Source organism: Mesorhizobium sp. WSM1343, from assembly GCF_055901535.1.
Genome location: NZ_CM148370.1, coordinates 2916908 through 2935481, shown reverse-complemented (window position 1 = coordinate 2935481; position 18574 = coordinate 2916908). Strand labels below are relative to the sequence as shown.

The following is an 18574-nucleotide window of genomic DNA, read 5'->3' as shown; positions in this document are numbered from 1 at the left end:
CATGATCTTATGAAGGGGGCTCATGAATGCCACGTGACAACCTGAATGAGCTAACCGCCTTCCTCGCTGTGGCGCGCGAGGAAAGCTTCACCAGGGCGGCGGCCAAGCTCGGGGTTTCCCAATCGGCGCTCAGCCACACGGTGCGGGCGCTGGAGGAGCGGCTGGGTGTACGGCTCCTGACCCGCACCACGCGCAGCGTGTCGCCCACCGAAGCCGGGGAGCGGCTGCTTCGCACCGTCGGGCCGCGGCTGGACGAGATCGAGACCGAGCTCATTGCCTTGAGCGCATTGCGGGAAAAACCCGCCGGCACCATCCGCATCAGCGCCGGTGAGCACGCCGCCGATGCGGTCCTGTGGCCGGCGATCGCCCCGCTGCTGCCCGACTATCCCGACATCAAGGTCGAGATCATCGTCGACTATGGACTGACCGACATCGTCGCCGAGCGCTTCGACGCCGGCGTGCGGCTGGGCGAACAGGTGGCGCGCGACATGATCGCGGTGCGCATCGGCCCCGACATGCGCATGGCGGTGGTCGGCTCGCCAACCTATTTCGCTACCCGACCAAAGCCGCGCACGCCGCAGGACCTGACCACCCACAATTGCATCAATCTGCGGCTGCCCACCTATGGCGGGCTCTATGCCTGGGAGTTCGAGAAGGCCGGACGCGAGCTGAAGGTTCGGGTCGAAGGCCAGCTTGTGTTCAACACGGCCGCGCTGCGCATGAACGCGGTGCTCGCCGGCCTCGGCCTTGCCTATCTGCCTGAGGAGCAGGTGACGGCCCATCTGGCCAACGGCCGGCTGGTGCGTGTGCTCGCCGACTGGTGCGGGCCCTTCCCCGGCTACCATCTCTATTACCCCAGCCGCCGGCAAGCCACGCCGGCCTTCTCGCTGCTGGTCGAAGCGCTGCGCTACCGGGGCAAGGAGTAAGTCGGTGAGCAGCTTCCACCCGGCTTTGACTCGCCGCCGCCTGCGGTGACTATCCCCGGAAATGGTCGCGGAACCATTTCCGCGGCACCGCGTTCACTGCGGTTAACTGGAACTCCTATACGTGGCGCAAGTGACGAAAACCTCGAGCTCGACCTTTGATCTGCCCCACCAAATCCTCGATAATCTTCCCGTAGCAATCTACACCACCGACACCGAAGGCAAGATCACCTATTTCAATCGGGCCGCGGCAGATTTCGCTGGGCGCGAACCCGAGCTCGGAAAAGACCAATGGTGTGTGACGCACAAGCTGTTCACGACCGACGGTGAAGTGTTGCCGCATGACCAATGCCCGATGGCTGTCGCGCTAAAGGAGAACCGGCCGGTCAGAAACCAGTCGGCTATCTCCCAACGCCCGGACGGCACGCGTGTGCCGTTCCTTCCCTATCCCACACCGCTTCATGACGAGCAGGGCAGACTGGTCGGCGCCGTCAATATGCTGTTCGATCTCACTGACCGCCATCATGCCGACGAGGCCAGGCATCATCTGTCAGCCATCGTGGAGTCTTCCTTCGATGCCATCGTCAGCAAGGATTTGAACGGAGTCATCAGGAGCTGGAACTCAGCCGCCCAACGTCTGTTCGGTTACACCGCCGACGAAGCAATCGGAAGGTCGGTAACTATGCTGATACCGGACGACCATTTGGACGAAGAGCCGCGCATATTGGAGCGCATCCGCAAAGGCGAGCAGGTCGAGACCTACGAAACCATCCGCCGCCGCAAGGACGGCAGCCTTGTGCCCGTATCCCTGACAATCTCGCCGGTGCGCAACGCCGTCGGGCAGATCGTCGGCGCCTCGAAGATCGCCCGCGACATATCAGTAGCCAAGGAGAACGAATATCGCATCCGCATGCTGATGCGCGAGGTCAACCACCGGGTGAAGAACCAGTATTCCGTCATCATCTCGATGATCCGGGAGACCAGCAAGCGGTCATCGACGCCGGCCCAGTTCGAACGTCAGGTGCGCGAGCGCATCATGGCGTTGTCGCTCTCGCATGACCTTCTGGTTTCCGGCGACTGGAAGGGCGCCACGATCTTCGAACTGCTGCTTGCGCAGGCCAAACCGTTCGGCAACGAGGAGCGGATCTCAATGTCGGGCCCTTCCCTGACGCTGAGCCCCAATGCCGTCCAGTACCTCGGCATAGCGTTTCATGAACTCGCGACCAATTCCGCTAAATACGGCGTCCTTTCGGCCGCAGAGGGAACGATAACGGTGCAATGGAAGGTAACCGGACTGGTCGGCCAGAAACAGTTCCAGCTGATCTGGAAAGAGAGAGATGGTCCTGAAGTACAGACGATCGGCCATGGTGGTTTCGGCAGCGTGGTGCTGCGGCGCGTCGCTCCAGCCGCGGTGAGCGGCACCGGTGTTCTCGAGCATGATAGCCACGGTGTCACCTGGACGCTGCAAGCACCGTTGACCCAACTTGAGGCCTCGGTTGACAGCGAGCACGTTGATCAGCGTGCGTTGGACCAGGTGATGAGCGGACACGAATTCGGAATTGTTCCCTGAACTTGGGCACTGGCAACAGGACTACGGCCCGCTATGTGTTGCTTTTATTGTACGTCCTGGCCTTCAGCCCTGTCGCAATATGGCGGGCATCAGCACCGGAGCCATCGCCGTGACCGTGACCGACCTCTATCGAGGCTACATCGCCTGCCTCAACAATCAGGACTGGCAGAAGCTGCATCGCTTCGTTCATGACGAGGTGCACTACAATGGTGACCGCGTCGGACTGTCGGGTTACCAGGACATGCTGGAGCGCGATTTTCGGGAAATCCCAGACCTCTATTTCGATATCCAGTTGCTGATCGCCGAACCGCCGTTCCTAGCCAGCCGGCTTCAGTTCAACTGCACGCCGAAGGGAACCTTCTTCGGGCTCCCTATAAACGGCAGGAAGGTGTCCTTCAGCGAGAACGTCTTCTATGAATTCCTCGACGACCGGATCAGGAACGTCTGGTCGGTGATCGACAAGGCCGCGATCGAGGCGCAGCTTTAGTCCAAGTCGCCCAGAAAGCGACGTCTGCGCGGCAGCGTCCGTGGATCGTTCGTAAAAATCGATCATTCTAACGAAAATAATTCGTTGGAAAGATTGGTTTAGGAATGGCATTCTCCCGGCATACCCGCCTGGAGCATTGCATTGTCTTCCGTTTCCCACTTCGCGAACGATATTCCAAAAAGCGCGTTTCCTGCCGATGTCGCGCAAGGGCGAAAATCCCTTAGCTGGAATGGCATCGTCCCCGGCATCGTGCTGGTCACGATGATCACTGCCGTCGCCTTCTCGGCGCGCAATGTTTCCGGCTTCGCGCTGTTCAGTCCAATGATCCTCGCCGTCGTCGCCGGCATGATCTACTCCAACGTGCTCGGCACGCCCGTGCACGCCAAAGCCGGTATCGCATTCTCGCAAAAGCGCCTGTTGCGCTTCGCCATCGTGCTGCTCGGCTTCCAGCTGACGCTCGGCCAGGTGGTCTCGATCGGCGCCGGCGGCGTCGGCATTGTCGCGGCGACGCTTGGCGCAACCTTCGTTTTCACCATCACGCTTGGCCGGCTGATCGGCGTCGACGCCAAGCTGGCGCAGTTGATCGCCGCCGGCACCTCGATCTGCGGCGCTTCGGCCATCGTCGCCACCAACATCGTCACCGATGCGCGCGACGAGGACGTCACCTACGCCGTCGCCTCGATCACCTTGTTCGGCACCGTCGCCATGCTCGGCTTCCCGCTCATGGCGCCCATGCTCGGCCTCGACCAGCACGCTTTCGGCCTGTGGGCCGGCGCCTCGATCCACGAGGTGGCGCAAGTCATCGGCGCCGGCTTTCAGAACGGCACCCAGTCCGGCGAGATCGCCACCGTCGCCAAGCTGACCCGCGTTGCCATGCTGGCGCCGATGGTCGTCGCGCTCGGCCTGATGGCGCGCGGCAGGAGCAGCAGTGAGGTGGCGGCGCGGCCGCCCATGCCGTGGTTCGTCGCCGCCTTCGTCGCTGTCGTGGCGTTGAACAGCTTGGTCACGGTGCCCATCCAGGTGAAATCGGCAATGGCGCTCGCCACCACCATCATGCTGACCATGGGCCTGGCCGCCATGGGCCTGCAGGCCGACATCTCTCAGTTGCGCTCGCGCGGCCTGCGCCCGCTGGCGCTCGCCTTCTCGGCCTTGCTGTTCATCGGCTGCTTCAGCCTGATGCTGGTGAAGTTCGTAGGCTGATCAGTCCTCGAACGAACTCGCCGCGGCATAGATCGCCGCCAGCGTCTCGATGCCGGCCTGGTCGGCCTTGTCGAAGCGGCCGGGCAGCGGGCTGTCGAGATCGAGCACGCCGAAGACGCCTTCATCGTCCTCGAGCAGCACCACCAGTTCCGAGCGCGAATCGGCATCGCAGGCGATGTGGCCGGGAAAATCATGCACGTCCTTGATCAGCATCGAGGTGCCGAGTTCGACCGCCGTTCCGCACACGCCCTTGCCGACGGCGATGCGCACACAGGCCGGCTTGCCCTGGAACGGCCCGAGCACCATTTCCTCGTCCGACTGCAGGAAATAGAAACCGGCCCAGTTGAGGTCCGGCACCATCTGGAAGATGAGTGCTGCGGTGTTGGCGGCGTTGGCGATCGAATCGCGCTCACCCTCGAGCAGCGCCTTCAATTGGGTGGCGAGGTCGCGGTAGAACGTGGGCTTGTCTGAGGTGTCGATGGCCTTGGCCGCAAACATGAACGTGTCTCCGTGTCGGGGATGGCGGTTCGTCCGATCGCTTGCCAAAGTCCGGCGAGCTCCGCAACCAGACGGCCGCCTGGACAGTCTAGCGTGGATTGCGTCCCCTTCGAAAGCCGCAAGATCATGATTGCCTCCCGGGATTGAGCCGGGCGACTGCGTAAACTTTGCGATGATCATCTTGAGAATCGTAGCGGCCCCGATCGGGGCCGCCATTCACATCTCCAACAGATCGGACAAATCCTGGGTTTTAGTAGCCGCCCATGCCGCCACCGCCGCCACCCGCAGGTGCTGCATCCTTGGCCGGAACGTCGGTGATCATCGCTTCGGCGGTGATCAGAAGGGCTGCGATCGAGCCGGCATCCTGGAGTGCGGTGCGCACCACTTTCGCCGGATCGACGATGCCTGCCTTGATCATGTCGACATAGACCTCGTTCTGGGCGTCAAAACCCTGATTGTGGTCCTTGCTGTCGGTGAGCTTGCCGACGACGATTGAGCCTTCGACGCCGGAATTCTCGGCGATCTGGCGGATCGGCGCTTCGAGCGCCCGCAGCACGATCGTGATGCCGGCCGTGACATCGGCATTGGCGCCGGTCAGGCCGCCAAGCGCCGAGCGGGCACGCAGCAGAGCGACGCCGCCGCCGGGCACGATGCCTTCCTCGACCGCCGCGCGGGTGGCGTTCAGCGCATCGTCGATGCGGTCCTTCTTTTCCTTGACTTCCGACTCGGTGACGCCGCCGACGCGGATGACGGCAACGCCGCCGGCGAGCTTGGCCAGCCGCTCCTGCAGCTTTTCCTTGTCGTAGTCTGACGTCGTCTCCTCGATCTGGCCCTTGATCTGAGCGACGCGCGCCTGGATGGTCGCCTTGGTGCCGGCACCGTCGATGATCGTGGTGGTGTCCTTCTCGATCAGCACGCGCTTGGCGCGGCCGAGCATCTCGATGGTGACGTTTTCGAGCTTGATGCCGAGATCTTCCGAGATCATCTGGCCTGATGTCAGCACGGCGATGTCTTCCAGCATCGCCTTGCGGCGATCGCCGAAGCCAGGCGCCTTGACGGCCGCGACCTTGAGGCCGCCGCGCAGCTTGTTGACGACCAGCGTCGCCAGAGCCTCGCCCTCGACGTCCTCGGAGATGATCAGCAGCGGCCTGCCGCTCTGCACCACCGCTTCGAGGATCGGCAGCATCGCCTGCAGATTGCCGAGCTTCTTCTCGTGGATGAGGATGTAGGGCTCTTCCAGCTCGACGCGCATCTTGTCGGCATTGGTGACGAAATAGGGCGAGAGATAGCCGCGGTCGAACTGCATGCCTTCGACGACGTCGAGTTCGGTCTCTGCGGTCTTGGCTTCCTCGACGGTGATGACGCCGTCATTGCCGACCTTGTCCATAGCCTTGGCGATCATCTCGCCGACGCTGGCATCGCCATTGGCGGCGATGGTGCCGACCTGCGCGATCTCGGCCGACGACTTGACCTTCTTGGCGCGCGCCTGGATTTCCTTGACCACGGCGGAAACCGCCTGGTCGATGCCGCGCTTCAAATCCATGGGATTCATGCCGGCGGCGACCAGCTTGGCGCCTTCGCGCAGGATCGAGGCGGCCAGCACCGTGGCGGTGGTGGTGCCGTCACCGGCGAGGTCGTTGGTCTTCGAGGCCACTTCGCGCACCATCTGGGCGCCCATGTTCTCGAACTTGTCGGCAAGCTCGATTTCCTTGGCGACGGTGACGCCGTCCTTGGTGATGCGCGGCGCGCCGTAGGCCTTGTCGATGATGACGTTGCGGCCCTTGGGGCCGAGCGTGACCTTCACAGCATTGGTAAGGATCTCGACGCCGCGCAGCATGCGGTCGCGCGCGTCGGTGGAGAATTTGATTTCCTTGGCAGACATGATTTTTATCCAGTACGTTCGGAGAAAATAAGGTCAGGCAGCTTTCTTGGCGGCCACGGTCTTGTCGGTTGCAGCGGTCTCGCCCTTGTCGATGATGCCAGTCTCGTCCTTGTCGATGACGCCCATGATGTCGGCTTCCTTCATGATCAGAAGGTCCTCGCCGTCGATCTTGACCTCGGTGCCCGACCATTTGCCGAACAGGATGAAGTCGCCGGCCTTGACGTCGAGCGGAACAAGCACGCCGTTTTCGTCGCGTGCGCCAGGGCCGACAGCGATGACTTCGCCCTCCTGCGGCTTTTCCTTGGCAGTGTCGGGGATGATGATCCCGCACTTGGATTTGATATCGCCTTCGGCGCGACGAATGACGACGCGGTCGTGGAGTGGCCGAAATTTCATGGGAACTTTCTTTCTGGGGGCCGGCACAGGCGGCCACGCCCCTCCTCTATAGACGCGTTGGCACTCGATAGATAGGAGTGCCAAAAATTATTCGCGGCCACATTAAATATTCAAAAGTATTATTTCGGCTGGCCGTTTCGTGATATCCGCAGAATGTCAAATAATTCAAAAGATTGAATTTTGCCGATCGAGTGCCTATTTATCGGACAAGTTCACTTTCACGGTTTCAGGCACAAGGGAGATTTCTTCGATGGCCGAAGGCAATCAGACGATCATGGAAAAAGCTGAAGCCCGCTTTGTCGACAAGCAGAAGAAGACAGCGGAGAAAAACAAGGCGACCGCTGAATATATGTCCGAGGCAAGAGCCAGGGAGATCAAGACGGCAAGGCTGAGGGAGCTTCGGCTGGCCAAGGAAGAGGCTGATCGTGTCGCCGAGGCCCTCAATCCGACGCCGAAGAAGAAGCGGGTGACCAAGAAAGTCACGGAGGCCAACACATGAGCCTCACCTTCCCCAACCGCAGCCGCAGCTATGACGAGGCGGGCCAGCGCATTCGTTTCGTCGGCCATGACGGCATGTTCCAGATCTCGTTTTCCGTCGCCGCCGACGCCATGGCCAAGATGCGGCCGGGAACCGCGGCCGATGAAGCCGGTTATCTCCAGACATTCGACACCGAGAGCAGTGCCATCCGCGAGGTCGCGTCGAAGGCCTACGACCGCACCCACAAGAGCATGTATGTTCTGACGGCGTCCGATTTCGGCTGATCAGTCCATTGCATGTCGCTCAAAACGACGATTAAAGATCCATCTCCTCGACCATCGCGCGTATCTTCGCAGCCTTTTCGAAATGGTCGAGGCGGTGGGTTCTGATCCACCATTCGGCGGCTTCCATCAGGAGTTCGGGGTTGTCGTTTCTGTTGGCGAAAAACGCATAGAACGACACGCCGACGCCGGCCCCCTTCTCGGAGATCTTGCGGTCGCAAACCTCCAGTATCTTCTGCTTCAGGCTGGCTCTCACGGGAATCCCTTGATTTGCGGTGCGGCAGGCTTCCGCCGGCGGGCCGCTACGGATCAGGCCTTGCGCTCGGCCCGTTCGCGGCGTTTGACATCGCGGACATTCATCTGCACGACCATGTCCTCGGCCTCGCGCGGCCCCATCCCGACCATCACCTTTTGCCGGACCACCGCAGGCTGGCCGGTGAAGACATCGATGATGCTCCAGCTCTGGGGAAGCTCCATACGCAGCGTGTAGCGGTTGGCCATGCCGGTCAGCCTTGCATCGTGAAAAACACGGCGCCCAGGATCAGCACCGTCCAGGCGACGACCGACAGTTTCAGCACCATGCCGCCATGCACGGCCAGAAGCTTCCGCAGGTGCGACACACCTGCCGACGAGGCCGGTGCCGCCGCCAGGGCAGCAGGAGCCTTGAGGCCAAGTTTTCCAAAGACGGGCAGCAGCGACGGTTCACGCACGAAAGGCCTCGAATGTCAGGAAAAAGCGAAGCAAGAACGCTCGACTCCCTTCCATACCACTCTTTTCGCGCGTGCCGGCATGCCAAATGCAAGACAGGACTGCTTTAACGTCCGGTCCGCACCGCCTTCGTAACGCACAAATCTATTCGTGGGGACTGACTGCCCTTGGGGCAGATTGGGACTGCTGTTCGACGCGAAATTTTGGAGGCCTCGCCTCGGAATCGAACCGAGGCTTCAGAGATTTGCCGTCTCCAGCGTAGCCGCTCCGCCACGAGGCCATGGCTGTTGAAGTAGCGGCCAAATATTTACGGAAAGGTTAATCCCGAGGGACTGTTCAGAATTTTCGGCACGATCTTCAGACCGTCCGCCAGCACATATTGCGGCCAGGTTTGCTGCCCGGCAGCGCCAACCCTTTGCCGGACCTCGCATCCCGCGCACGCTGCGATCCTTCACGCCTCAAGCGGCAGCCCGCCCCGTCTCGACCGAGGGCCTCCAGTACTGCGACTGGCGCTCTTCCCCTGAGCTAAGTGCTGCCGGCGCTGCTTTAACCCGCGTTTGCATTCGAAGGAAGAGAGCAGAGGCCCAACCAGCTTTTCCCTTGAACGGCGATCCAATCTGGTCTAGCCTCAGCTGAGAAAAGGTTTTCTCAAACAATTTCAGTCGGGCTCGGCCACCTGCCGGGCCTCTTTCAGATCGGTAAGAGAAAACCTTTTTCCAACTAAGGACTCTCGGCGCGATGCCATCGGACGATCTGCCTGTTCCGATCTTTTCCAAGCCAGTCACCTTGCGTGACGTGGCCGCGCAGGCCGGAGTCAGCGTCGCTACCGCATCCAAGGCGCTCAACAGCCAGGGCCGGATGACAGCCGAGACGCGCGAACGCATTCGCGAGACCGCCCGGCGGCTTGGCTTCCGGCCCAACAGCCTGGCGCAAAGCCTGCTCCGACGCCGCAGCTTCACCGTCGGCCTGCTCACCAACGATACCTATGGCCGCTTCTCGCTGCCGCTGATGTCGGGCATTTCGGACGCGCTGGTCGACAATGGCGTCTCGGTGTTCCTGTGCAATGTCGAGGAGGATCCGCGGCTGGGCCAGATGCATGTCGACGCCATGCTCGACAAGCGCGTTGACGGCATCATCGCCACTGGCAAGCGCATCGATCGTCATCTGCCCGTCGACCTCTCCAATCTGCGCGTCCCGGTGATCTATGCCTTCACGCAGCCCGACCCCGACGCCGTTGCCTTCGTCTCGGACGATGTTGGCGGCGCCCGGCTGGCCGTCGAGCATTTTTGCCGGCTTGGCCGCAAGCGCATCGCCCACGTCACCGGGCCGGCGAGCTTTGCCGTGGTACACGCGCGCGTCCAGGCTTACCGCGACGTGCTCGCCGAAAACGGCCTGACGGTCAGCGAGCCGCTGCTCGGCTCCTGGTCGGAAGCCTGGGGTCACCAGGCGGTTGCGCAACTGTTCGACGGCAAAAGCGAAAGGCCGGACGCGGTCTTCTGCGGCAACGACCAGATCGCGCGCGGCATCATCGATGCTCTGCGCGAACGCGGCCTCGACGTACCCAGGGATGTCGGCGTCATCGGTTTCGACAATTGGGAGATCGTGGCCGAGGCGACGCGCCCGCCGCTGACCTCTGTCGACATGAACCTGGTCGCGCTCGGGCGCGAGGCCGGGTTGACCCTGCTTTCGCTGGTCGGCGGCAAGCCCGCCGCGCCCGGCATTCGAAAACTGCCGTGCCGGCTGGTGGTGCGGCAGTCATGCGGCCATCCGCCGGGTGGCTGAAAACGAAGCGCCGCGCAATCGGCGCCAAGCCGCGGACCGCGGCCAACCTTGGAGGAGGAGAACATGAGGAACCTGATTGCCAAACTGGCCCTGGCCGCTGCCGTTCTGGGCGGCGGTCTCGGCACTGCCGCCGCCGAGACGGCCAACATATGGGTGCGCGCCGACGGTTCGAATTTCATGCCGAGGATCGTCGATGCCTACAACAAGGCGCACACCAACCAGGTCAAGCTCGATATCATCCCCAATGCCGAGATCATCCCCAAATACGGTGCCGCGGCCGCCGGCGGCACAGCGCCCGACGCGCTGTCGCTCGACCTGATCTACACGCCCTCCTTCGCCGCAGCCGGCCAATTGGAGGACATCACCGACTGGGCAAAGTCCCTGCCCTATTTTGCCAGCCTGTCGCCGGCGCATGTGAAGACCGGCACCTACAAGGACCACATTTACGGCCTGCCCTTCTCCGCCGACGCCTCGGTGCTGATCTGGAACAAGAAGCTGTTCAAGCAGGCCGGCCTCGATCCCGAAAAAGGCCCGGCCAACTGGGCCGAGATCGCGGCCGATGCCGAGAAGGTCAACGCGCTCGGCGGCAACATCAAGGGCTTCTACTTCTCGGGCAATTGCGGCGGCTGCAACATCTTCACCTTCACGCCCCTGATCTGGGCGTCTGGTGGCGACATCCTGAGCGAAGACGGCTCGAAGGCGACGCTGGACAGCCCGCAGCTGCGCGGCGCCATCGATCTCTACCGCTCGATGGTCAAGAAGGATCTGGTACCGGCAGGCGCACAGACCGACACCGGCGCCAATTTCTTTGCCGCCTTCGCCGCCGGCAATATCGGCATCTCGCCGTCCGGCGCCTTTGCCATCGGCGCGCTCAACACCCAGTATCCCGACATCGATTACGGCGTCACCTTCCTGCCGGGCAAGGACAGCGGCTGGTCGTCCTTTGCGGGCGGCGACAATTTCGTCGTCACCAAGGGCACCACGAAACTGCCCGTGGTGAAGGAGTTCCTCGACTTCGCCTATTCGCTCGAGGGCCAGACCATCCTTGCCAAATACGGAAGCCTGCCGGTGCGCGGCGACATCGCCAAGGACGCGTTGAAGGATCTCGATCCGCGCTACCAGATCGCCGCCGAAGCCATGGCCAAGGGCAAGACGCCCTATTCGGTGGTGTTCAACGACCTGATCAACTCCGCCAACGGCCCGTGGACGCAGATGATCAACGAGGTCTTCTTCGGCGACGATGTCGATGGCGCGATAGCCAATGCGCAGGAAACGATGCAGTCGATCATCGACCAGGCGCCGCAGAAGTAGCGGACGCCTGCCGGCCGCCCGCCTGTCTCCCTGGGCGCTTGGCCGGATACCGCATCGCCAACGGCAGGGCTATCACGTTGAGAAAAGACCCCCTCATCCGGCCGCTTCGCGGCCACCTTCTCCCCGCCGGGGAGAAGAGGCTGGCACCATCCCCGGCAACCTCCTCTCCCCTCGGGGAGAGGTCGGATTGCCCCGAATTGCTCTCTTCAATTCGGTTGGCAATCCGGGTGAGAGGGTTCTTTGCCAATGTCCCAATAGCACCGAGCGCGCAGCCATGACCGTCATCACCGCAGCAACCCCTGCCCCGCCCCGCGCCCGCAAGGTCGCCAGCCGCCACCAATGGATCGGCCTGCTCTATGTCGCGCCGGCTGTCGCGCTGGTCGTCGTCTTTTTCCTGATCCCGCTCGGCATGACGGCGTGGATGTCGCTGCACAACTGGCCCCTGATGGGCGAGCACAGCTTTATCGGCCTCGGCAACTATGTCGCCATCCTGCGCGACACCCGGTTCTGGAACGCGCTGCGCTTCACCGCCTACTACACCGTGATCGTCACCATCGCGATCTTCGTGGTGGCGTTTCCGCTGGCGCTGTTCGTCGAGCGGCCGCGGCCGCTGACCAATCTTTACCGGACGATGTTCTTCATGCCGGCGGTTGTCGGCTTTGCCTCGGCCAGCCTGCTCTGGTCATGGCTGTTGAACGTCGATTCCGGCCTGTTCAGCCCGGCCGCCTACGACCTTGGCCTGATCGACAGGAAGTTCAACCTCTTGGCCACCTTCCAGCCGGCCTTCTGGTCGATCATCGCCATGGTCGTCTGGAAGGTCGCCGGCTTCACCATGATCATCCTGATGGCCGGCCTGCAATCGATCCCGCAGGATCTGCAGGAGGCGGCCGTCATCGACGGCGCCGGTCCGTTCGCCAGGTTCAGGGCGATCACTTTGCCGCTGATGCGCCGCACGCTGGCGCTGGCCCTGATCCTGTCGGTCGCCGGCTCGATCCTCGCCTTCGACCAGTTCTACATCATCCTGCGCGGCGGCCCACGCAACCAGACGCTGACGGCGGTCTACTGGATCTTCAACCAGTCCTTCGTGTCGTTCAAGCTCGGCTACGGCGCGGCTTTGTCGATGGTGCTGCTGGTGATCCTGGTGGCGCTCAGCCTCGTCCAGCTGTGGCTGCTGCGCAAGCCGGAGGGGCTCGACTGATGGCGCAGGCCGCTTCCCGCAACCGCCGGCTCTTGAGCCGCATCGGCGAGCATTCGACCGGCATCGTCGCCTCGGTGCTGTTTGCCGCGCCGATCGTGTGGGCGGTGCTGTCGGCGTTCAAGCCGGCGGCCGAAGCGCGCCTGCCGCCGCTGCCGCCCTGGCCGACATCAGGCTTCTCGCTGGAGAACTACGCCACGCTCAACAGCTTCGGCGACGGGCTGTGGGTCTCGGCGCAAAACAGCATCTACGTCTCGGTGATGACCGTCGTGCTGTCGGTCGCCGTCAGCGTGCTGGCCGGCTACGGCTTTTCGCGGTTCCGGTTTCCGTTCAAGGACCTGTTCTTCATCCTCATCCTGTCGACGATCATGATCCCGTTCCAGTCGATCCTGACGCCGATCTTCCTGGTGCTGACCAAGCTTGGCCTGCACAACACGCTGACCGGCCTGGTCGGCGTTTATGTGACGCTGCAACTGCCGTTTTCGATCTTCATGATGCGCAACGCCTTCGACGCGGTGCCGCGCGAGATCGAGGAAGCCGCCCGCATGGACGGCGCCGGCAATCTCACCATGCTTTGGAAGGTGATGCTGCCGCTGGTCTGGCCGGGCGTCGTGACCATCGCCCTGTTTGCCTTCCTCGGCGCCTGGAACGAATTCCTCGCCGCCCTCGTGCTGATGACCGACCAATCCAAATTCACGCTGCCAGTGATGATGACCGCACTGCAGTCGGGCCGCTTCGGCGCCATCGACTGGGGCGCGGTGCAGGCGGGCGTCACCGTGATGATGGTGCCGTGCCTCATCCTGTTCCTGGCGCTGCAGCGCTTCTACATCCGCGGCCTGATGGCCGGGGCCGTCAAATAGAATGGAGTAAATTCATGACCGCATCGCCATCCGCAAAAACCGGGAAACCGAAGCTCGCCTTCCGCCCGCTGCCGGTGCCGCAGGTCGACGTGCACGGCTTCTGGGGCGATCGCGCCGACGCTGTCGCCGCCCGCACCGCCGATATCCTTTACGAGCGCTGCGTGGAGGCCCGCATGCTGGAGCAGATCGATCCGGACCGTCCCTCGCCCGGCATAGTCATCCCCTTCCACTCGCCCTCTCCCGACGAAGCCGACCGCCAAGGCGCGGAATTCACCGGATCGACGGTGACCACGCAGATGTTCTGGGATTCCGATCTCGGCAAGACGATCGAGACCGCGGCCTATTCGCTGTACCGGCGCAAGAATCCCGAACTGGAGAAGAAGATCGACGCCGTCATCGACATGTATGGCAGGCTGCAGCAGGAGGACGGCTATCTCTCCAGCTGGTACCAACGCATCCAGCCCGGCAAGCGCTGGACCAATCTGCGCGACTGCCACGAGCTCTATTGCGCCGGCCATCTGATCGAGGGCGCGGTCGCCTACTACCAGGCGACGGGAAAACGCAAGCTGCTCGATATCATGTGCCGCTATGCCGACCACATCGCGTCGGTACTCGGCCCGGAGCCCGGCAAGAAGAAGGGCTATTGCGGCCACGAGGAGATCGAGCTGGCGCTGGTCAAGCTGGCACGGGTGACCGGCGAGCGGAAATATATGGAGTTGGCCAGATACTTCATCGACCAGCGCGGTCAGCAGCCGCATTATTTCGACGAGGAGGCCCGCGCCCGCGGCGCCGACCCGAAGGCCTATCATTTCAAAACCTATGAATACAGCCAGTCGCATATCCCGGTGCGAGAACAGAACAAGGTCGTCGGCCATGCTGTCAGGGCGATGTACCTCTATTCCGGCATGGCCGATATCGCGACCGAATATGGCGATGATACGCTGCGAGCAGCACTCGACCTTCTGTGGGACGATCTCACCACCAAGAGTCTCTACATCACTGGCGGACTGGGGCCGTCGGCGCACAATGAGGGCTTCACCAGCGACTACGACCTGCCCAACGAAAGCGCCTATGCCGAGACCTGTGCGGCGGTCGGCCTGGTGTTCTGGGCCAGCCGCATGCTCGGCATGGGGCCGAACGCGCGCTACGCCGACATGATGGAACGCGCCCTCTACAACGGTTCGATCTCGGGCCTGTCGCTCGACGGCTCGCTGTTTTTCTACGAGAATCCATTGGAAAGCCTGGGCAAGCACAACAGGTGGAAGTGGCACCGCTGCCCGTGCTGCCCGCCCAATATCGGGCGCATGGTCGCCTCGATCGGCAGCTATTTCTACAGCCTGGCCGACGATGCGCTGGCCGTCCACCTCTATGGCGACTCGACCGCGCGCTTCGATATATCGGGCGTCCCGGTGAGCCTGACGCAGGTCAGCAGCTATCCCTGGGACGGCGCCGTCGACATCATGCTCGAACCGCGGGCGCCGGTCGAGTTCACTTTGCACCTGCGCATTCCCGCCTGGAGCGCCAGTGCCGGGTTGAAGATAAACGGCGAAGCCATCAGGCTGGCGGATATCACCAGCGACGGCTACGCCGCGATCAAGCGGACATGGAAAAAGGGCGACAATGTCCGGCTCGATCTCGAAATGCCGATCGAGCGGCTTTATGCCAACCCGCAGGTGCGCCAGGATGCTGGCCGCGTCGCGCTGTCACGCGGCCCGCTGATCTATTGCGTCGAGGCATCAGACAATGACAGCCAGCCGCATCGCCTGACGCTGCCGCGGACGGCCACCATCGAAGCGCAGCACCGGCCGGAACTTCTCGGCGGCGTGGTGACGCTGTCGACCGCGGCACTTGCCGATGTCTCCGACGGCTGGCAGGACGGGCTCTACAGGCCCGAGCCGCCGGCCACCGCCGAGACGCGACTGACCGCCATTCCCTATTTCGCCTGGAACAACCGCGAGCCCGGCGAGATGCTGGTATGGCTCAGGGACGGCTGAACGAGGTCGGTGTATCGGCGATGACCGATCCAAGCTCAGCCGCGGTCGATGCCGCGGTTTCGGGCTTTTGGTCCATATAGCGCAGACGCAGGCGCAGGAATGGCGCCTCGACGCAGGTATAGCTGAGATAGCCGATCGGGATCGTCGCCACGAAGCACAATGCGGACCAGAGGCATGCGACGTAGAAATTGCTGATGCTCATGACATTCGTGTCTATGAACGCTGCCAATTGCATGACGAAGAACAGGTGCAGAAGATAGATCGAATAGCTGTAGGCCCCAGCCTTCTCCAGTACCCTGAACGGCGGGCTTGTTCGCTTTCTCGAAAAGCTCGTGTCGTAGTAGGCGATGCCGAATGAATAGGCTGCCGCCTCCAGGGTCGGCAGGATGATCCATATCCAATGAGGCGACGGATAGCGGCCCAGTTGGTAAAATCCGCCGGCTGCATCGAACCACCAGAAGAACCCCGAAAAAGCCATGAGAACGGCCAGCGCCAGCCAGTGTTGGTTCTTCGCGTGGGCACGCAGGTGAAAGGCAAGAATGCCGGCCAGGAACTGATCCGCATGGCCTATGATGGTTGCGGACGCCGCCGACTGCACTTCGCCGATCTGCACATACAGGACGGACCTCAGCACAATGGCTGCCGCGATGAACAGCAAGGGCGCGAACACAAACCGCCTGGATACCATCAGCAAGAACGGCAGCAACAGGTAGAAGTGCGCTTCGATCGTTATCGACCAGCCGCCATTCGGGAGGGTGGGAAAAAGAAACCCCAATCCGACGCCCGTGAAATACCCGTCGAGGGACTGGCCGGCCACGTACCTGCGGCAGGCCTCGATGCATAGCACGACCAGGAGAAGCGGAAGCAGCCTGAGGGCCCTGTTGGCAAAGAAGGGCAGATAGTTGATCTGCTTTCCATCGAGCAGCTTGGCGAACAGGTAGCCGGAAAGCGCCATGAACAGGGAAACGCCAGTATGCCCTTCATCCAGAACGCTGAAGATAGGAAGAGCCGGCACGAAATCATAAGGCACGGGGCCTTCAGGAGAAGCATGAAGGAAATGCCAGGTAAAGACAAGAAAGGCCGCCAGGCCACGAACATGATCCAGCGCTGGGTAGTGCTCTCCGGTCGAGGATTTCATGATTGGTCCACGCGCACCGTGTCCTGCGCCGGTGTTCAGGTCATCGTTGGCCCAGAACTGTTTTCAATTCATTAAACCTTCACTGCGGAGACTTACGAAATCAGAGATTTGCTTCGCAAGGTGCTGTGGCCTGCAAGCATCCGGAGCCAAACACGACTGAAGCGTGCCGCGTCTGAGCGGATCACTTCTGGGCGGATCACTTCTGGGCGACGGTCAGCCCGATCTCTTCCGCCACCAGTTCCTGCAGCCGCCACAGATTGCGGTCGCGGATGCCGCAGGCTTCGAGGTGGCGGATCGTCTCGAATAGATATTGCGCGCCCGAGCCCCAATGACCGACGGCTGTCACCAGCGTCGCCGCGATCGCCTGCTTGTCGAGCTTGCCGGCATAACGCGGATTGGCGGGATCGACGACGAAACCAAGCGCGCGACATGGGCCGCCTTCGGTCCTGACCTGCAGCCAGCGCGGCACGTTGACGGCGGGCAGGATGGTCATTTCGCGGCGCAGCAGCGCTTCGAGGTTGGCCGCCACCGGTTCCGCGATCTCGAACACCACGCCCTGGCACTGGCCGCCGCGATCGAGCGCCATCATCAAGCCGGGCTGCTCGACCGTGCCGCGAAAACGCTGCACCGTGAAGCAGAACGAACGATGCCAGCCGCTGGCCACCGCGCGTTCTCCGCCCCTCACCTCGCCGGCGGGCTTCCACAGCAGCGAGCCATAGGCAAATAGTTTCAGCGGCCCGGCCGGAGCGCCGGCCAGCACCTCGTCGCGGATGCGCGCATAGTCGGCGTCGGTCATGTGAACCATGCCCGGCGTCGGCCCGGCATCCTCGACAGCACGCATAGTGCGCGCGACCAACGCCTCGGTCAGCGCCATCGGCGTGTTGCGCGGCACGGACTTGCGCGGCGATATGGCAGAAATCGGCTGGTTCATTTCATACCCTCTACCGTCGCCGTCATGTTGCCGAAGGCAGAGGGATTCTCAAGGGTCCATGTGACCGGCGCAAAATTCGGCCGATGCCGGGCGGGTGACCCTCCCGCCCGGCTCCAATCATTCTAGTGCTTGGTGCTCTTGCCGCCGATGGGGATGCGCCTCATCTTGTTCTGTGCCTTCTCGGATTTCGGCAAGGTGACGAACAGCACGCCGTTGCGGAAATCGGCAGCGACCTTGTCTTCTTCGACTTCGAAGCCGATCGGAATGCGACGTTCGAAGCGGCCGTAGAATCGCTCGGAGAACTGACGTTCCTTGTCGTCGGTTTCGGCGTGTTTTTCACCGCGCAACGTCAGGACGCCGTCATCGAGCAACACCTCGATGTCCTTTTCCTCCATGCCAGGTATTTCGGCGGTCACGCGGATTTCCTTGTCCGTTTCCGAGATTTCCACGCTAGGCCAGCCACCGCCCGCTGAAGAGAGCCTGCCCAAGGATGGGAGACGTGAACCGAAACCGCGGAACATGTCGTCAACAAGGCGGTTCATCTCGCGATGCAGGCTCATGAATGGGTCCTGATCGCGGTCGCCTGAGAGGGTCTGAACCTGGTTCGGATCGCGACCCCATGGCATCAGATCACGAATGGTCATTGCACTTGCTCCTTTCTTGATCCTGTCTATCGTTCGTTTGCATGCTCTGGTTGCCATGCTCGGACGATGCACGTCTGCGCCATTGGCGCTCCGGTCCAGTTGAGAACGCCTGGATCAGTGGCGGGGCTCGCGCACCTGAGCCTGCCCGAGGGCCACCGCCCCTGACCCGCGCGGCGCCCGTGAAGCCGGCGCCTCGTCGGCACTGGTGCGGAGGATTTTGGACTCCGTCGCGGGTGGGTCAAGACCTCGTAATGTAATGTGATTGGTGCATGCAGGTGCCTGCGTCACCGGTGCTG

Annotated in this window: 20 protein-coding genes and 1 tRNA gene; 11 read left to right on the top strand and 10 right to left on the bottom strand. The window is 62.4% G+C overall.

Translation table 11 applies throughout. The annotated features are described in order from the left end of the window. Positions 1-26: 26 nt before the first annotated feature. From AC0NIL_RS14110 to AC0NIL_RS14095, 4 genes are all read left to right on the top strand, one after another. Positions 27-926, top strand: a complete 900-nt coding sequence (locus tag AC0NIL_RS14110; protein ID WP_063172673.1) for a LysR family transcriptional regulator — start codon at positions 27-29, stop codon at positions 924-926. A 121-nt stretch (positions 927-1047) separates the two neighbouring features. Further along, positions 1048-2493, top strand: coding sequence for a sensor histidine kinase (locus AC0NIL_RS14105; protein ID WP_013530540.1), 1446 nt, complete (start codon positions 1048-1050; stop codon positions 2491-2493). 109 nt (positions 2494-2602) lie between these two features. Beyond that, complete coding sequence (locus AC0NIL_RS14100; protein ID WP_024501791.1) at positions 2603-2980, top strand: ester cyclase; 378 nt, start codon at positions 2603-2605, stop codon at positions 2978-2980. A gap of 141 nt (positions 2981-3121) precedes the next feature. After that, on the top strand, positions 3122-4180 hold the full coding sequence (locus AC0NIL_RS14095; RefSeq protein ID WP_473572213.1) for a YeiH family protein: 1059 nt from the start codon (positions 3122-3124) through the stop codon (positions 4178-4180). Here AC0NIL_RS14095 and AC0NIL_RS14090 read toward each other — a convergent pair whose 3' ends face one another. The 3 genes from AC0NIL_RS14090 to AC0NIL_RS14080 all read right to left on the bottom strand — a co-directional run bounded on the left by AC0NIL_RS14090 (position 4181) and on the right by AC0NIL_RS14080 (position 6956). Continuing rightward, entirely contained in the window at positions 4181-4678 is a 498-nt protein-coding gene (locus AC0NIL_RS14090; RefSeq protein ID WP_013530535.1) for a GAF domain-containing protein, read from the bottom strand. 250 nt (positions 4679-4928) lie between these two features. After that, entirely contained in the window at positions 4929-6560 is a 1632-nt protein-coding gene (gene groL, locus AC0NIL_RS14085) for a chaperonin GroEL (RefSeq protein WP_013530534.1), read from the bottom strand. A 33-nt stretch (positions 6561-6593) separates the two neighbouring features. Beyond that, positions 6594-6956, bottom strand: a complete 363-nt coding sequence (locus AC0NIL_RS14080) for a co-chaperone GroES (RefSeq protein ID WP_275952550.1) — start codon at positions 6954-6956, stop codon at positions 6594-6596. Positions 6957-7206: 250 nt separating this feature from the next. On the opposite strand from AC0NIL_RS14080, the gene AC0NIL_RS14075 reads away from it, so the two are divergent. Then, positions 7207-7455, top strand: a complete 249-nt coding sequence (locus AC0NIL_RS14075; protein ID WP_275952549.1) for a hypothetical protein — start codon at positions 7207-7209, stop codon at positions 7453-7455. After that, positions 7452-7718: a DUF1488 family protein gene (locus AC0NIL_RS14070; protein WP_013530531.1), complete on the top strand. Its 267-nt coding sequence runs from the start codon at positions 7452-7454 to the stop codon at positions 7716-7718. Before AC0NIL_RS14075 ends, AC0NIL_RS14070 begins: the two co-directional genes overlap by 4 nt. Before the next feature lie 31 nt (positions 7719-7749). Here AC0NIL_RS14070 and AC0NIL_RS14065 read toward each other — a convergent pair whose 3' ends face one another. From AC0NIL_RS14065 to AC0NIL_RS14050, 4 genes are all read right to left on the bottom strand, one after another. After that, complete coding sequence (locus AC0NIL_RS14065; protein ID WP_127367757.1) at positions 7750-7971, bottom strand: DUF6500 family protein; 222 nt, start codon at positions 7969-7971, stop codon at positions 7750-7752. A 53-nt stretch (positions 7972-8024) separates the two neighbouring features. After that, entirely contained in the window at positions 8025-8216 is a 192-nt protein-coding gene (locus tag AC0NIL_RS14060; protein ID WP_027160878.1) for a hypothetical protein, read from the bottom strand. Positions 8217-8221: 5 nt separating this feature from the next. Next, positions 8222-8425: a hypothetical protein gene (locus AC0NIL_RS14055; protein WP_027160879.1), complete on the bottom strand. Its 204-nt coding sequence runs from the start codon at positions 8423-8425 to the stop codon at positions 8222-8224. A 202-nt stretch (positions 8426-8627) separates the two neighbouring features. Next, positions 8628-8703: transfer RNA gene (locus AC0NIL_RS14050), tRNA-Cys, on the bottom strand. 458 nt (positions 8704-9161) lie between these two features. On the opposite strand from AC0NIL_RS14050, the gene AC0NIL_RS14045 reads away from it, so the two are divergent. The 5 genes from AC0NIL_RS14045 to AC0NIL_RS14025 all read left to right on the top strand — a co-directional run bounded on the left by AC0NIL_RS14045 (position 9162) and on the right by AC0NIL_RS14025 (position 15565). After that, positions 9162-10205 (top strand): LacI family DNA-binding transcriptional regulator, encoded by a 1044-nt coding sequence (locus tag AC0NIL_RS14045; protein WP_275952548.1) that lies wholly within the window; start codon positions 9162-9164, stop codon positions 10203-10205. A 63-nt stretch (positions 10206-10268) separates the two neighbouring features. Continuing rightward, positions 10269-11516 (top strand): ABC transporter substrate-binding protein, encoded by a 1248-nt coding sequence (locus tag AC0NIL_RS14040; RefSeq protein ID WP_013530526.1) that lies wholly within the window; start codon positions 10269-10271, stop codon positions 11514-11516. Positions 11517-11790: 274 nt separating this feature from the next. Beyond that, the gene (locus AC0NIL_RS14035) at positions 11791-12714 is read left to right on the top strand and encodes a carbohydrate ABC transporter permease (RefSeq protein ID WP_024503911.1); all 924 of its coding nucleotides are present in this window, start codon (positions 11791-11793) and stop codon (positions 12712-12714) included. Next, a complete protein-coding gene (locus AC0NIL_RS14030; RefSeq protein WP_013530524.1) occupies positions 12714-13571 on the top strand; it encodes a carbohydrate ABC transporter permease in 858 nt (285 codons plus the stop codon). Before AC0NIL_RS14035 ends, AC0NIL_RS14030 begins: the two co-directional genes overlap by 1 nt. 14 nt (positions 13572-13585) lie before the next feature. After that, the gene (locus AC0NIL_RS14025; RefSeq protein ID WP_473572215.1) at positions 13586-15565 is read left to right on the top strand and encodes a glycoside hydrolase family 127 protein; all 1980 of its coding nucleotides are present in this window, start codon (positions 13586-13588) and stop codon (positions 15563-15565) included. Here AC0NIL_RS14025 and AC0NIL_RS14020 read toward each other — a convergent pair. From AC0NIL_RS14020 to AC0NIL_RS14010, 3 genes are all read right to left on the bottom strand, one after another. Further along, positions 15552-16703: an acyltransferase family protein gene (locus AC0NIL_RS14020; protein WP_063168671.1), complete on the bottom strand. Its 1152-nt coding sequence runs from the start codon at positions 16701-16703 to the stop codon at positions 15552-15554. The genes AC0NIL_RS14025 and AC0NIL_RS14020 overlap by 14 nt on opposite strands. Positions 16704-16899: 196 nt before the next feature. Continuing rightward, positions 16900-17634 (bottom strand): gamma-glutamylcyclotransferase, encoded by a 735-nt coding sequence (locus AC0NIL_RS14015; RefSeq protein ID WP_063172682.1) that lies wholly within the window; start codon positions 17632-17634, stop codon positions 16900-16902. A 122-nt stretch (positions 17635-17756) separates the two neighbouring features. After that, positions 17757-18278 (bottom strand): Hsp20/alpha crystallin family protein, encoded by a 522-nt coding sequence (locus AC0NIL_RS14010; protein WP_013530520.1) that lies wholly within the window; start codon positions 18276-18278, stop codon positions 17757-17759. Positions 18279-18574 lie beyond the last annotated feature (296 nt).

Bases quoted from the DNA above. Each gene is read 5' to 3' on its own strand.
- AC0NIL_RS14110 (WP_063172673.1), top strand. From the start codon at position 27: ATGCCACGTGACAACCTGAATGAGCTAACCGCCTTCCTCGCTGTGGCG.
- AC0NIL_RS14090 (WP_013530535.1), bottom strand. From the start codon at position 4,678: ATGTTTGCGGCCAAGGCCATCGACACCTCAGACAAGCCCACGTTCTAC.
- groL (WP_013530534.1), bottom strand. From the start codon at position 6,560: ATGTCTGCCAAGGAAATCAAATTCTCCACCGACGCGCGCGACCGCATG.
- AC0NIL_RS14080 (WP_275952550.1), bottom strand. From the start codon at position 6,956: ATGAAATTTCGGCCACTCCACGACCGCGTCGTCATTCGTCGCGCCGAA.
- AC0NIL_RS14075 (WP_275952549.1), top strand. From the start codon at position 7,207: ATGGCCGAAGGCAATCAGACGATCATGGAAAAAGCTGAAGCCCGCTTT.
- AC0NIL_RS14070 (WP_013530531.1), top strand. From the start codon at position 7,452: ATGAGCCTCACCTTCCCCAACCGCAGCCGCAGCTATGACGAGGCGGGC.
- AC0NIL_RS14060 (WP_027160878.1), bottom strand. From the start codon at position 8,216: ATGGCCAACCGCTACACGCTGCGTATGGAGCTTCCCCAGAGCTGGAGC.
- AC0NIL_RS14045 (WP_275952548.1), top strand. From the start codon at position 9,162: ATGCCATCGGACGATCTGCCTGTTCCGATCTTTTCCAAGCCAGTCACC.
- AC0NIL_RS14040 (WP_013530526.1), top strand. From the start codon at position 10,269: ATGAGGAACCTGATTGCCAAACTGGCCCTGGCCGCTGCCGTTCTGGGC.
- AC0NIL_RS14035 (WP_024503911.1), top strand. From the start codon at position 11,791: ATGACCGTCATCACCGCAGCAACCCCTGCCCCGCCCCGCGCCCGCAAG.
- AC0NIL_RS14030 (WP_013530524.1), top strand. From the start codon at position 12,714: ATGGCGCAGGCCGCTTCCCGCAACCGCCGGCTCTTGAGCCGCATCGGC.
- AC0NIL_RS14025 (WP_473572215.1), top strand. From the start codon at position 13,586: ATGACCGCATCGCCATCCGCAAAAACCGGGAAACCGAAGCTCGCCTTC.
- AC0NIL_RS14020 (WP_063168671.1), bottom strand. From the start codon at position 16,703: ATGAAATCCTCGACCGGAGAGCACTACCCAGCGCTGGATCATGTTCGT.
- AC0NIL_RS14015 (WP_063172682.1), bottom strand. From the start codon at position 17,634: ATGAACCAGCCGATTTCTGCCATATCGCCGCGCAAGTCCGTGCCGCGC.
- AC0NIL_RS14010 (WP_013530520.1), bottom strand. From the start codon at position 18,278: ATGACCATTCGTGATCTGATGCCATGGGGTCGCGATCCGAACCAGGTT.